The sequence below is a fragment of the Lysobacter sp. cf310 genome (genome assembly GCF_900114355.1).
Classification (GTDB): domain Bacteria; phylum Pseudomonadota; class Gammaproteobacteria; order Xanthomonadales; family Xanthomonadaceae; genus Lysobacter.
Genome location: NZ_FOSS01000001.1, coordinates 943181 through 956513 on the forward strand (window position 1 = coordinate 943181; position 13333 = coordinate 956513).

10 protein-coding genes are annotated in these 13333 nt (G+C 67.6%); all 10 read left to right on the plus strand.

What is annotated here, in order from left to right; translation table 11 throughout:
* Positions 1–97 precede the first annotated feature (97 nt).
* The 10 genes from BMZ45_RS04105 to BMZ45_RS04150 all read left to right on the plus strand — a co-directional run bounded on the left by BMZ45_RS04105 (position 98) and on the right by BMZ45_RS04150 (position 13115).
* On the plus strand, positions 98–901 hold the full coding sequence (locus tag BMZ45_RS04105; protein WP_091632732.1) for a D-hexose-6-phosphate mutarotase: 804 nt from the start codon (positions 98–100) through the stop codon (positions 899–901).
* A gap of 102 nt (positions 902–1003) precedes the next feature.
* Positions 1004–2113 (plus strand): DegT/DnrJ/EryC1/StrS family aminotransferase, encoded by a 1110-nt coding sequence (locus BMZ45_RS04110; protein WP_091632735.1) that lies wholly within the window; start codon positions 1004–1006, stop codon positions 2111–2113.
* Positions 2098–3057 carry a glycosyltransferase family 2 protein gene (locus BMZ45_RS04115; protein ID WP_091632737.1) on the plus strand — a complete coding sequence of 320 codons (960 nt, stop codon included), beginning with the start codon at positions 2098–2100 and terminating at the stop codon, positions 3055–3057. The genes BMZ45_RS04110 and BMZ45_RS04115 overlap by 16 nt, the downstream gene beginning before the upstream one ends.
* Entirely contained in the window at positions 3054–3986 is a 933-nt protein-coding gene (locus BMZ45_RS04120; protein ID WP_091632739.1) for a WxcM-like domain-containing protein, read from the plus strand. Before BMZ45_RS04115 ends, BMZ45_RS04120 begins: the two co-directional genes overlap by 4 nt.
* Positions 3987–3989: 3 nt before the next feature.
* Positions 3990–4409, plus strand: coding sequence for a GtrA family protein (locus BMZ45_RS04125; RefSeq protein ID WP_091632742.1), 420 nt, complete (start codon positions 3990–3992; stop codon positions 4407–4409).
* A complete protein-coding gene (locus tag BMZ45_RS04130) occupies positions 4406–5992 on the plus strand; it encodes a glucosyltransferase domain-containing protein (protein WP_091632745.1) in 1587 nt (528 codons plus the stop codon). Before BMZ45_RS04125 ends, BMZ45_RS04130 begins: the two co-directional genes overlap by 4 nt.
* A gap of 249 nt (positions 5993–6241) precedes the next feature.
* A complete protein-coding gene (locus tag BMZ45_RS04135) occupies positions 6242–6988 on the plus strand; it encodes an electron transfer flavoprotein subunit beta/FixA family protein (protein ID WP_091632747.1) in 747 nt (248 codons plus the stop codon).
* Positions 6988–7926, plus strand: coding sequence for an electron transfer flavoprotein subunit alpha/FixB family protein (locus BMZ45_RS04140; RefSeq protein ID WP_091632750.1), 939 nt, complete (start codon positions 6988–6990; stop codon positions 7924–7926). The genes BMZ45_RS04135 and BMZ45_RS04140 overlap by 1 nt, the downstream gene beginning before the upstream one ends.
* Before the next feature lie 275 nt (positions 7927–8201).
* Complete coding sequence (locus BMZ45_RS04145; RefSeq protein WP_217643140.1) at positions 8202–10514, plus strand: FG-GAP-like repeat-containing protein; 2313 nt, start codon at positions 8202–8204, stop codon at positions 10512–10514.
* A 246-nt stretch (positions 10515–10760) separates the two neighbouring features.
* Entirely contained in the window at positions 10761–13115 is a 2355-nt protein-coding gene (locus BMZ45_RS04150; protein WP_091632756.1) for an FG-GAP-like repeat-containing protein, read from the plus strand.
* Positions 13116–13333: the final 218 nt, after the last annotated feature.

The window sequence follows — 13333 nt, forward strand, 5'->3', positions numbered from 1 at the left end:
GGATCGGAGCCGCAAGCCGCCCGGTTCGCGGTGCCGCGGCTGCCTCCGCCGCTCAGGCGGCAGTCACCCGGACGCGCCGCCGCGGCCCGGAGGCGGCGTGAACGGCGCCCCGTCGGTACGGCTGCCGGGGCCGGACGGCGCCAGCGCGCAGGTATCCCTGCATGGCGGACAACTGCTGTCCTGGATCTGCGGCGGCCGCGAACGTCTGTACCTGAGCCCGCGCGCTCGCTTCGCGCCGGGCCAGGCGATCCGTGGCGGCGTGCCGGTGATCTTTCCGCAGTTCTCCGACCGCGGCCCCGGCCCGCGCCACGGCTTCGCGCGCGTGCGCGAGTGGGCGCAGGCGGGCGCGGGCCGCTTCGTGCTGCGCGACGACGACGCCACCCGTGCGCTGTGGCCGCACCGTTTCGAGACCGAACTCACGGTCGCGCTCGGCCACGGCTCGCTGACGATGTCCCTGCGAATCGCCAACATCGGCATGGACGCCTTCGACTTCAGCGCCGCGCTGCACACCTATCTGCGCGTGGACGAGTTGGCGCGGGCCAGGCTGCTCGGCCTGGGCGGGTGCCGTTATCTGGACGCGACCCTGCGCGACGAGCCCGGCGTGCAGCAGGAGGCGGAATTGCGCTTCGCCGGCGAGTTCGACCGGCTCTATCCGGATACCGCCCCCGAACTGCGGTTGCGAGAGGACGACCGCGGCCTGGACATCCAGGCGCGAGGCTTCCCCGATACCGTGGTCTGGAACCCGGGCGAGGCCCTGGCCGCGGCGCTGCCGGACCTGGGTGCCTGCGAGCACCGGTGCTTCGTCTGCGTGGAAGCCGCCGCGGCGGCGGCGCCGGTGCGGCTGCAGCCCGGCGAGTCCTGGCAGGGCACGCAAACCTTGATTGCGCGGGAATCAGGCTGAATCCAGGCTGCGACGCGGCGCCCGCCTCCGCGCGCGCCGCGCCGCTGAAGCCAGGCGCCGTCTGGCAAACTAGCGGCCTTGCGCCCGGCGCTCGATGCATCCATGACCTCGCCCAGCATCCCCATCAACTCGCTACTGCGGCATATCGAACCGCTGCAAGGCGCACTGACGCAGGCCGCCAACGAGGTCGTCGGCAGCGGCCATTTCGTGCTCGGCCGCCGCGTCGCGGCGTTCGAAGCCGAATTCGCGGCCTATTGCGGCGCCGAGCACTGCATAGGCGTGGCCAACGGCACCGACGCACTGGAACTGGCGTTGAAGGGCGTGGGCGTGACGACCGGCGACCGCGTGGTCGTAGCCGCCAACGCCGCCATGTACGCGACCTCCGCGGTACTGGCCTGCGGCGCCGAGCCCGTGTTCGCCGACACCCTGCCCGACGACGCCACCCTGGATCCGGCGGCGGTCGAGGCCGTGCTGCGCACCGGGCCCGCGCTCAAGGCCCTGATCGCGACCCACCTCTACGGCCGGCTTGCGCGCATGCGCGAGTTGGTCGCGTTGTGCCGGGCCCATGGCATGGCAGTGATCGAAGACTGCGCGCAGGCGCATGGCGCGCGTAGCGCGGACGGCGTGCGCGCCGGCGCGCTCGGCGACATCGCCAGTTTCAGCTTCTATCCGACCAAGAACCTCGGCGCCATCGGCGACGGCGGCGCCGTGGTCTGCCGCGATGCCGAGCTCGCCGCGCGCGTGCGCCAGTTGCGCCAGTACGGCTGGGCGGGCAAGTACGTCAACGCCCTGCCCGGCGGCCGCAACAGCCGGCTCGACGAAATCCAGGCCGCCATGCTGTCGGCGATGCTGCCTTCGCTGGACGGCTGGAACCAGCGCCGGCGCGCCGTCGCCAACCGTTATTCCACGCAGATCCGCAACGCCGCGATCGCGACCCCGGCCGCGGCCGGCGACGACTATGTGGCCCATCTCTACGTGATCCGCAGCGATCGCCGCGACGAACTGCGCGAGCACCTCGCCGCGGCGGGCGTGCAGACCGACATCCATTACCCGACGCCGGACCATCGGCAGCCTTGCCATGCCGGCCGCTACGCCGGCATCGACCTGCCGCATACCCAGCGCGACGCCGAGCAGGTGCTGACCCTGCCCTGCTTCCCGGAGATGACGGACGACGAGGTGTCCAGAGTGATCCAAGCATGCAACCGGTTCTGAAAGACAGCCTGTCGCTGGTCGTGCCCGTGTACGGGAACGAAGCCTCGATCGATGCCCTGCTGAAGGCCATCGCCTCGATCCGGCAGCGTTGCCAGGGCGGCTTCGAGGCGGTGTTCGTGGTCGACGGCAGTCCCGACCGCAGCTATGCCCTGCTGCACGAGCGCCTGCCGCAGGCGGGGTTTCCGTCGCAGCTGATCAGCCTGTCGCGGAACTTCGGCGCGTTTTCCGCCATCCGCGTGGGCCTGGAGAAAGCGCGCGGCAGTGTGATCGCGGTAATGGCGGCCGATCTGCAGGAACCGCCCGAACTGGTGCTGGGCTTCTACGACGCGCTCAAGAACGACGCTCACGACGTGGCCTTCGGCGTGCGCGAAGGCCGCTCCGATCCCTGGCTGAGCAAGCTCGCCTCCAGCGCGTTCTGGTCGCTGTATCGGCGCTTGGTCATGCGCGACATCCCCAAGGGCGGCGTCGATATTTTCGCGATCACCGCACGCTTCCGCGAGCGCCTGCTCTCGCTGGGCGAGTCCAACACCAGCCTGTTGGCGCAGCTGTTCTGGCTGGGCGGGCGGCGCAGCTTCATCAGCTACGAGCGCAGATCGCGCGAGCACGGCAAGAGCGCCTGGACGCTTGGCAAGAAGATGCGCTACCTGTCGGACAGCATCTTCGCGTTCACCGACCTGCCCGTGCGCATCCTGATCGCGCTGGGCGTGGTCGCGATGACGATCGCGATCGTATTGAGCGTCGTGACGCTGGCCGCGAAGCTCTCCGGCCTGGTGCCGGTACCGGGCTATACCGGCACCATGCTGACCGTGCTGTTCTTCGGCGCGTTCAATTCCTTGGCGCTGGGCGTCGTCGGCACCTACGCCTGGCGCGCGTTCGAGAACACCAAGGGCAGGCCGCTGGCGGTGATCCAGTCGGAAGAGACGTTCAACGAGGGATCCGAATGAGCCACTACGTCCACCCCAATGCGCTGTGCGAGACCGACAGCGTAGGCGAAGGCACGCGCATCTGGGCCTTCGCCCATGTGCTGCCGGGCGCCCGCATCGGTCGCGACTGCAATATCTGCGACGGGGTGTTCGTCGAAGGCGACGTGACGGTCGGCGACCGCGTGACGGTGAAATGCGGCGTCCAGCTCTGGAACGGCGTGCGCCTGCACGACGACGTCTTCGTGGGCCCGAACGCGACCTTCACCAACGACTTGTTCCCGCGCAGCCGGCAGTACCCGGAGCGGTTCCTGGAGACGGTGGTCGAAGCCGGCGCCTCGATCGGCGCCAACGCCACCATCCTGCCGGGGCTGCGCATCGGCAGCGGCGCCATGGTCGGCGCCGGCTCGGTGATCACCCGCTCGGTTCCGGCCAACGCGATCGTCGCCGGCAACCCGGCGCGCATCATCGGCTACGTCAGCGACCAGTCCATCGCCGCCACCGAGGCCGAAGCGCCGGCGGACGACCGCGTGGGGGTCCGCGCGACCACCATCAAGGGCGTGCACCTGCATCGCCTGCCGCAGTTCCTGGACATGCGCGGCTCGCTTTCGGCCAGCGAGTTCCAACGCGATCTGCCGTTCCAGCCGCAACGCCATTTCGTGATCTACGACGTGCCCTCGCAGGAAATCCGCGGCGAGCACGCCCACAAGCGCTGCCACCAGTTCCTGGTCTGCGTGCACGGCTCGGTGCGGGTGCTGGCCGACGACGGCAGCAGCCGCCAGGAGTTCCTGCTGGATTCGCCGGCGCTGGGCATACACCTGCCGCCGATGACCTGGGGCACGCAGTACCGCTACTCGCCCGATGCCGTGCTGCTGGTGTTCGCTTCCGAGCCTTACGACGCCGACGATTACATCCGCAGCTACGACGAGTTCCTCGCGCTCGCGCGGGGCTGAGCGGTGCGTGCGCTGGCGCCCATCCTCGGGAGCGAGAAGTTCCGGTTCCTGGTCGCGGGCGCAACCACTACCGCGTTCTCGTACCTCCTGTACCTGCTGCTGTTGTTGTGGATCGCTCCCACGCCCGCCTACGCCATCTCCTACGTTGCCGGCATCGTTTGGGCGTATTCGATCAACAGCACCTGGGTCTTCAAGGGGCGCTGGACCTGGTCGGGATTGGCGGCCTATCCGCTGGTGTACCTGGTCCAGGCCGTGGTCTCGTTCGCGCTGTTCTCGCTGCTGCTTCAGCAGTTCCGCCTTCCCGCGGCAGTGGCGCCGTTGGTGACGATCGTGCTGATGCTGCCGATCAACTACGCTCTTGGCCGCAAGATAGTGCGTCGCACCTCGCATCCGACACCTTCCGATAACGACAGGCTCCCATGACCGCTTCCACGACCGCCGCCTTGCCCGCACCCGCGCCGCCGCGGACCTGGGCGGGGCCCCTGCTCGCCGCCGCGGTGGTGTTCCTGCTCGTCTACGGCGTCGAGCTGTCGAACTTCTCGCTGTCCATCGACGAGGAGGCGGCCAGCTTCGCCACCGATACCGCGCAAGCCTGGCTCAGTCAGGGCCGCTGGGGCATGAGCCTGCTGACCTGGCTGCTGCCGAACTTCGAGGCCATCCCGCTGTTGTCGACGGCGCTGTTCGGAGTCGGCCTGATCTTCGCCGCGTCGCGCGCGATCGACGACTTCGCCTTGAGCACGCCGCGCGCCTATGTGTACGCGATCGTCCACACCGGTTTCCCGCTTTGGCTGCACATCGCCGAGTTCAACACCTTCGCCGCGGGCTTCGGCTTCGGCATCGCCGCGGCGGCGCTCGGCGGCGGACTGGTCGTGCGCGGCCGCGGCTGGGCGGATCGCGCCTTGGCGGTGGCCCTGCTCGCTTTCGCGATTTCGATCTATCAGACACTGGCCTTTTACGTCGTCCTGTACGTCGTACTGACCTTGCATGCCCGATTCGAAGCGGGTTCCGACGTCGAATCCAAGCAGCGGCTGCGCGACCTGGTCGCGAAGACCCTGATATCGGCGGCGCTGTTCATCGCCGCCTTCGTCGTCTATTGGATGACGCAGCGGATCGCCCTGCGCGTCACCGGCATCCAGATGGCCTATGTCGATGTGTACCTGCAACTGGATCGCCTGCGCGCCGATCCATCCGGCTCGTTGAAGATCGTCGCGCAGGCGCTGGCGAGCTACCTGAGCGGCAAGCATCCGATCTACTTGGGATGGGGCGGCGCCGTGCTCGCGCTCTCGTGGCTGGGATTGCTGCCGCTGTGGGCGCTGTCGCGCGAGCGCTCCGGCAACGGCCTGCCGCAGTGGCTGTCGACTTGGGTGGTCGCGATCGTAGGCGTCGCCCTGATCGCGGTGCCTTTCGTACTGTCGCTGGGCAGCCTGCCGGCGCGTGCGCATGTGGCCTGGGCCCTGCTCGCCGCATGGCTGGCCACGCGCTGCGTGCCGGGTTCGAGTCCGCGCCTGGGCGCCGTCTACTGGGCGGGCCTGGCCTACTACGGCATCGTCGCCGCCTCGATCGGCTCGTCGCTGTTCTATACCGAGCACCTGGTCCGCACCTCCGATGCCGCGCTCACCCAGCAACTGGCGCCGGCGCTTGCGCAGGCTGCGGGCCCGAATGCGAACGGCCGCATCCGATTCAGCCTGGCCGGCCAATTCCAGGCCGGCACTCAAGGCCAGATGCAACGCGCCGAGGTGTTCGGTGCCTCGTTCTATTCGCACGATGGCGGCAACATCTGCCGCGTCGCGCTGTACATGACACTGCAGGGCGTCGGCGGGTTGGAACCGGTGCCGCTGGGCAGCCGCCCCGATCTCGCCCCGGCCGCCGAAGCCATGCCGATCTGGCCGGCGCCCGGTTCGGTCCGCTCGGTCGATGGAGTGGTCATCGTCAAGCTGGGAGCGCCCACGCCGCAGCAATTGGCGGCCACCCATTGCGGCCTGGTCCCACCCCGGGCGGCGCCCTGAACCCGATCGCCGCGCAGCGGCCGGCCGCTGCGCCGGACGCGCCACAGGCACCGTCGGGACTGAACGCCAACCTCGCGATCGGTATGGATGCCCGCACGTTGGCTACACACTGAGCGCATTTCGGCGGCCCGGACCGCGAGGGGCCGGCCCCGCCCCCCTGCGCCCGCCAACGGTCTCCGCTAGAATTGGCGGTTCTCGGCCCCCGGGCCGCGCACCCCCCAACGGGCACCCCCAAGGAACCCCCGCACGATGAAGATCCTCGTCGGTTACAAGCGCGTGGTGGACTACAACGTCCGCATTCAGGTCAAGCCGGATGGCTCCGGCGTGGTCACCGACGGCGTCAAGCTGTCGGCCAACCCCTTCGATGAAATCGCGCTGGAAGAAGCGCTGCGTCTGCGCGACAAGGGCATCGCGACCGAGGTCGTGGTCGCCACGATCGGCCCCGCCGACGCCCAGGCGCATCTGCGCAACGGCCTGGCGATGGGCGCGAACCGCGCCATCCACGTCGTCAGCGACCAGCCGATCCAGCCGCTCACCGCCGCGCGCACCCTGCTCAAGCTGATCGAGAAGGAACAGCCGGACCTAGTGATCCTGGGCAAGCAGGCGATCGACGACGACGCCAACCAGACCGGCCAGATGCTGGCGACGCTGTGGGGCCGCCCGCAGGCCACCTTCGCCTCCAAGCTCGAAGTCGCCGACGGCAAGGCCACGGTCACGCGCGAAGTCGACGCCGGCCTGGAAACGCTGGAAGTCGATCTGCCGGCCGTGGTCACCACCGATCTGCGCCTCAACGAGCCGCGCTTCATCAAGCTGCCCGACATCATGAAGGCCAAGAGCAAGCCGATGGAGTCGATCGCCTTCGCCGACCTCGGCGTGGATACCGGCGACACCCTCAAGACCACCCACTACGCGCCGCCGCCGAAGCGCAGCAAGGGCGTGATGGTCAAGGACGCGGCCGAACTGGTCGCCGCACTGAAGCAGAAGGGGTTGCTGTGATGAGCAAGGTACTGATCGTCGCCGAACATCTGGACGGCAAGCTCAACGCCTCCACCGCCAAGTGCGTGTCCGCCGCGCAGGCGCTCAAGCCCGACGCCATCGACGTGGTCGTGCTGGCCGCCGACCCGACCGACGTCGCCAGTCAGGCCGCGCAGATCGCCGGCGTCGCCAAGGTGCTGGCCGTGGCCAATCCCGCCAACGCCAACGCGATCGCCCAGGTGCAGGCGCCGCAGATCGCAGCGTTGGCGCAGGGCTACAGCCACGTATTCGGCCCCTCGACCACCTTCGGCAAGGACCTGATGCCCTGCGTCGCGGCCCTGCTGGGCGTGGCCCAGGTCTCGGACGTGATGGCGGTGGAAGGCAGCCATAGCTTCAAGCGCCCGATCTACGCCGGCAACGCCATCATCACCGTCGACGCGCCGACCGATCACACCGTGGTCGCCACCGTGCGCACCGCGTCCTGGCCGGAAGCCGGCAAGGGTGGCAGCGCTGCCGTCGAAGCGGCGTCCGTCGACGCCGGCCTGCCCAGCCACACCCGCTACGTGGGCCTGGCCGCCGGCAAGTCCGACCGTCCCGACCTGCAAAGCGCCAAGCGCGTCGTCTCCGGCGGTCGCGGCGTCGGTTCGGCCGACAACTTCAAGATCATCTATGACTTCGCCGACAAGCTCGGCGCCGCGGTCGGCGCCTCGCGCGCCGCGGTCGACGCCGGCTACGTCCCCAACGAGCTGCAGGTCGGCCAGACCGGCAAGATTATCGCGCCCGAGCTCTACGTCGCGGTCGGCATCAGCGGCGCGATCCAGCACCTGACCGGCATCAAGGACGCCGGCACCATCGTCGCGATCAACAAGGACGGCGATGCGCCGATCTTCGAGATCGCCGATATCGGCCTGGTGGGCGATCTGTTCACCCTGCTGCCGGAGCTGGAAAAGGCGCTGTAAGCCGCCCTCCGCCAGCGCACGCGAAAGGCCGCCTCCGGGCGGCCTTTTTCGTTGCCGCTTGCCGTTTTCCCCAGTACGGACGCCGGCCCGATCCAGGGCGGAGAGCGGCGTCGAACACAGCTGGCACACGAACGCCCCCATTCATGTGCTTTCGGAACTGGAATAGGCGTAGCAAATAGGCGCAACCCACCCGGGACCCGGTCATACGACGGCCCGAGCGAAGGCGCTATGCTTGCCACCGGGCGCCACCAACGATGCAGCCAGCTGAGGCAACGATGCGTTATTCCATATTAGCTTTGACCCTTACTTTGTTCATCGCCGGCTGTGCGTCCGAATCGGACGACGGCGGCAAGGCTGCCACTGCCTCATCCAAGGCTGGCGCTGGCGCCATCGCCCAGGCGGCGAGCCCGACGTTCGGCCATGCGCCGGGCCAGGGCTTCGCAGCGCTGCCCGATCGCGGCGCCCTGATCCAGTACGACCGCAAGCAGCCCAGCGAACAGCGCGGCGCCTTCACTTATCTGCCGGTCGAGCTCAGCGAAGCCCACGGCCTGGCCGCCACCGTGCCGGGTCGCGCGATCTCGCTGACCACGCCGGACGGCCGTCCGATGCGCATCGCCTACCAGCGCCACGAGGAAAGCCTCGACGGCAACTGGACCTGGATCGGCCAGACCGAGGACGGCCTGCGCGCCGTGATCACCTTCGGCGAGAAGGCGGTGTTCGGCAAGATCGAACAAAAGGCCACCGAGGCCCTGCGCATCACCACGCTCAACGGTCGCACCTGGATCATGCAGGCCGATCCGTCCAAGCTGCTCGACGGCAATCTGCGCAGCGAAGCCGAATCCGACACCCTGATTCCGCCCAAGGCCGCGGCGAACGCCGCGTCGGCCCAGGTCGGCACGCTGGCCAACGCGGCCAACACCGTCGACGTCGCGCTGGGCTACACCGCCGGCATGATCGCGCGCTACGGCGGCGCCACCCAGGTCAACACGCGTCTGGTCAACCTGATGGCAATCACCAACCAGGCTTATCAGGACAGCCAGATCAACCCGCGCGTGCGCCTCGTGCACACCATGCAGGTCGACTACACCGACGCCAACAGCAACGACACCGCGCTGGAAGCCCTGACCGGTTACACCTGCACCAGCTCCGGCTGCACCCAGCAACCGGTGCCGGTGGGCCTGCAGGGCCTGCGCGCCGCGCGCGACGCGGTCGGCGCCGACCTGGTCTCGCTGGTGCGTCCGTTCACCACGCCCGAACAGGACGGCTGCGGCATCGCCTGGCTGCTCGGCGGCGGCGGCAGCACGATCGACAACTCCGACGCCGGCTTCGGCTATTCGGTGGTCAGCGACGGCCAGGACCGCGACGAAGGCGACGGCAAGACCTACTTCTGCCGTGAGGAAACCCTGGCCCACGAGCTCGGCCACAACATGGGCCAGGCGCACAATCCCGAAGACAGCAGCGGTCAGGGCGCGCACAGCTACTCCTACGGCTACCGCGAAGCGGCGACCAACGGTTTCTATACCGTCATGGCCTACCGCCTGGCCAGCAGCACCCAGTTCTCGATCCCGTACTTCGGCAACCCCAACGTCGTCCACCCGGGCACCGGCCGTCCGACCGGCAGCGCCACCGCCGACAATGCGCGCAGCTTGAACATCACGATGCCGCTGATCGCGCAGTTCCGCGCTTCGCTGATTCCGGACCCGACCAAGGTCCGCAACGACGTCAACGGCGACGGCAAGTCCGACCTGATCTGGTACAACAACAGCCAGGGCTCGATGGCCTATTGGTTCATGAACGACACCGCGGTCCTGAGCAGCGGCAGCTTCTCGGTCGGCACCGCTTTCCGCATCGTCGGCACCGGCGATTTCGACGGCGACAACCGCACCGACCTGCTCTGGTTCAACAGCTCCAACAACCAGCTGCACCAGTGGCGCAGCCTCGGCAACGGCCAGTTCAGCTCGTCCTTCGTGGGTGCTATCGGCGCCGGCTGGACGGTCGTCGAAACGCCCGATCTCAACGGCGACGGCAAGAGCGACATCGTCTGGGAGAACACCGCCCAGGGCACGATGGTGTATTGGCTGATGAACGGCTCCACCACGATCAGCACCAAGCTGTACTCGGTGGGCACCGCCTACCGTGTGGTCGCCAGCGGCGACTTCGATGGCGACGGTCGCGGCGATCTGATCTGGGCCAACCCCAGCCAGGGCTACCTCTACCTGTGGCGCAGCCGCCCCGACGGCAACTTCGACACCCCGTTCGTGGCGGCGTACGGCACCGGCTGGAGCATCGCCGGCGTGACCGATCTCAACGGCGACGGCAAGTCGGACTTGATCTGGGAGCAACCGACCCAGGGCATGATGGCGCAGTGGTGGATGAACGGCGCGAATGTCCAGTACTCCAGTGCGAAGTCGGTGGGCACCGCTTACCGCATCGCCACCACCGGCGATCTCAACGGCGACACCCGCGGCGACATCGTCTGGGCCAATGCATCGACCGGCCTGATGTTCCTGTGGCGCAGCCGTGGCGACGGCGAGTTCGACACGCCGTTCCTGGCCAGCTACTCGACGGCGTGGTCGTTGATCCCCTGATCGGCGCCTAGCCAGCGAAGCACCGAAAGCCCCGCGAATTTCGCGGGGCTTTTTTTTTGCCCCGACGCCGGCGAAGGCCGATCGACGCTCGATCCGGGGCCGGCGCCGACGCCCCAGCCGGCGCATCGAGGCCGGAAATTGCGCTCAACGGGGTCCCGGACGCGCCCAGCCGCGCGGCGGGCTTGAAACGCAGCGCTTATCCTACGCACAGGGGAGCCGGCGGCAGGCGTCGGTGTGGGGCGGCAAATGCGTTATTCGGTACTGGTTCTGGCACTAAGCATGTGGATGGTCGGCTGTTCGTCCGAATCGGAGCCCGGGCTCGCGCGAAACGCCGCCGCCATCCGGGCGCCCGATCGATTCGAGCCAGCGTCGCTCAGCGTCGGGCGTGCGCCGGGACAGGGCTTCGCCTCCCTGCCCGATCGTGGCGCCCTGGCCCGCTACGACGACCTGACCCGTCCCGAGGTGCGCGGCGCGTTGACCTATCGCGCGGTCGAACTCAGCGAAGCGCATGCGTTCAAAGCCACGGTTCCGGGCAGCGCCATCACCCTGACCGCACCCGACGGGCGCCCGATGCGGATCGCCTACCAACGCCACGAAGAAAACCAGGACGGTAACTGGACCTGGATCGGCCAGACCGAGGACGGTCTGCAGGCCGTGATCACCTTTGGCGAGAAGGCGGTGTTCGGCAGGATCGAACAACGCGGGACGGCGGCGCTAGGCATCGACACGCGCAACGGTCGCAGCTGGCTGGTGCAATCCGACCCATCCAAGCTGCTCGATGGCCGACTCCTGAATCCGGGTCAATCCGATGCGCTGCTAGCGCCTGCTGCCGCGGCGATCGCGGCCGCCAGCGCCGATGTGACGCCGCTCGCCACCGCCAGCTCGACCATCGACCTGGCGCTGGGCTACACCCCAGGCATGGCCGCCCGTTATGGCGGCACCTCGCAGGTGAATACGCGCCTGACCTACCTGGTGGCACTGACCAACCAGGCCTATCAAGCCAGCAAGGTCTTCTTCCGTATTCGCCTGGTGCATACGATGCCGGTCGATTACACCGATACCGCTGCCAACCCCTTGGCGCTGAGAGAGCTGACCGGCTACACGTGCGCCGACGTCAGTTGCGCCTCCCAGCCCATCCCAACCTCACTTCAGGCTTTGCGCGACGCGCGCGAGACCTATGGCGCCGACTTGGTATCGCTGGTACGTCCTTTCGTCGCACCCCAGCAGGGCAGCTGTGGCGCGGCCTGGATCAACACGCCCTCGATCAGCAATTATCCGCTGGACAGCATCGACGAGAAATTCGGCTACTCGGTGGTCAGCGACGGCGGTGATCTCAACGAAAGCGACGGCCGCTACTACTCCTGCGTCGAGCACACGCTGGCGCACGAGCTGGGCCACAACATGGGCCAGCAGCACAACATGGAAGACCCCGCTCCCGGCGGAGTGGGCGCGGCAGACGCCTACGGCTATCGCGAAGCCGAGGCCGACGGCTTCTACACCATCATGGCCGTCCCCCTCGCCGGCGGCTCGCAGTTCCCAATACCCTATTTTTCCAATCCGAACGTCAACCACCCCGCCACTGGCCGCCCGGTCGGCACCTATAGCCACAACAACGCAAAGAATCTCAACCGGTTCATGCGGGATATCGTGAAGTTCCGCGTGTCGGTAATTCCGCCCACGAAACGCAGGGTCAGTGGCGACTTAAATGGCGACGGCAGGTCGGACCTGATCTGGTACAACCCCAGCCAATCGCTGATGGCCTACTGGTGGATCAACAATACGACGGTGCTTGGCAGCGGCGTTTTTTCCGTTGGCAGTAGTTTCAAGATCGCCGGCACTGGCGATTTCGACGGCGATGGCCTGAGCGACATACTGTGGAAGGACGAGGTCGACGACAAGGTCTATGTGTGGCGCAACCTTGGTAACGGACAATTCTTCGGCGCCTATGTATCGGCGCCGTATCAGCTCCCCACCTGGGCAACCGGCTGGACCGTGATCGGTTCCTCTTACGACTTCAACGAGGATGGCAATGACGACATCGTCTGGCGCGACAGTACCGGAAAATATCGAATCATCTGGCTGATGAATGGCACCACGAAGCTGCGTAGCCACGCTTCGGCATGGGGACCATCCCCTCCGTTTGAATTTACCGCAGTCGGGGACTTCGATGGAGATCACAACGGCGATCTGATCAGTGTTGATCCGACGCAAAACTGGCTCATGTTGTCCAGTAACGATTTTGGCGATTCAGAAACGTACACCCATGGGATCATCGGCAACTACGATCCCGCCTGGAAGCTCGTGGGCGTGACCGATCTCAACGGCGACGGGCGCTCGGACCTGCTTTGGGAGAACCCCAGCCAAGGCCTTATGGCGTACTGGTGGATGAACGGCTTCACCATCCAGTCGTCCGGCGTCAAAGTCATCGACCCCGCCTACCGCATCGCCGCCACCGGCGATTACAACGGCGACGGTCTTGGCGACATCCTGTGGACCAATGCCACTACCGGCCTGATCTTCCTATGGCTGAGCCGTGGCGACGGCGAGTTCGACACGCCGTTCCTGGCCAGCTACTCGACGGCGTGGTCGTTGATCCCCTGATCGGCGCCTAGCCGGCGAAGCACCGAAAGCCCCGCGAATTTCGCGGGGCTTTTTTTGCCGCCGCGCGAGCGAAGCCAAGGCCGGATAGCGCCGGCGCGCCGCCCGTCGCCGCCCTGCATATCGACGCTTGCGCCCAACAGGGTGCGGCTTGCGGCGAACCGCATATCGCCTGCAAGCGACTCCGCTTATCCTGTCCGCAGGGGACCGGCAGTCACGCC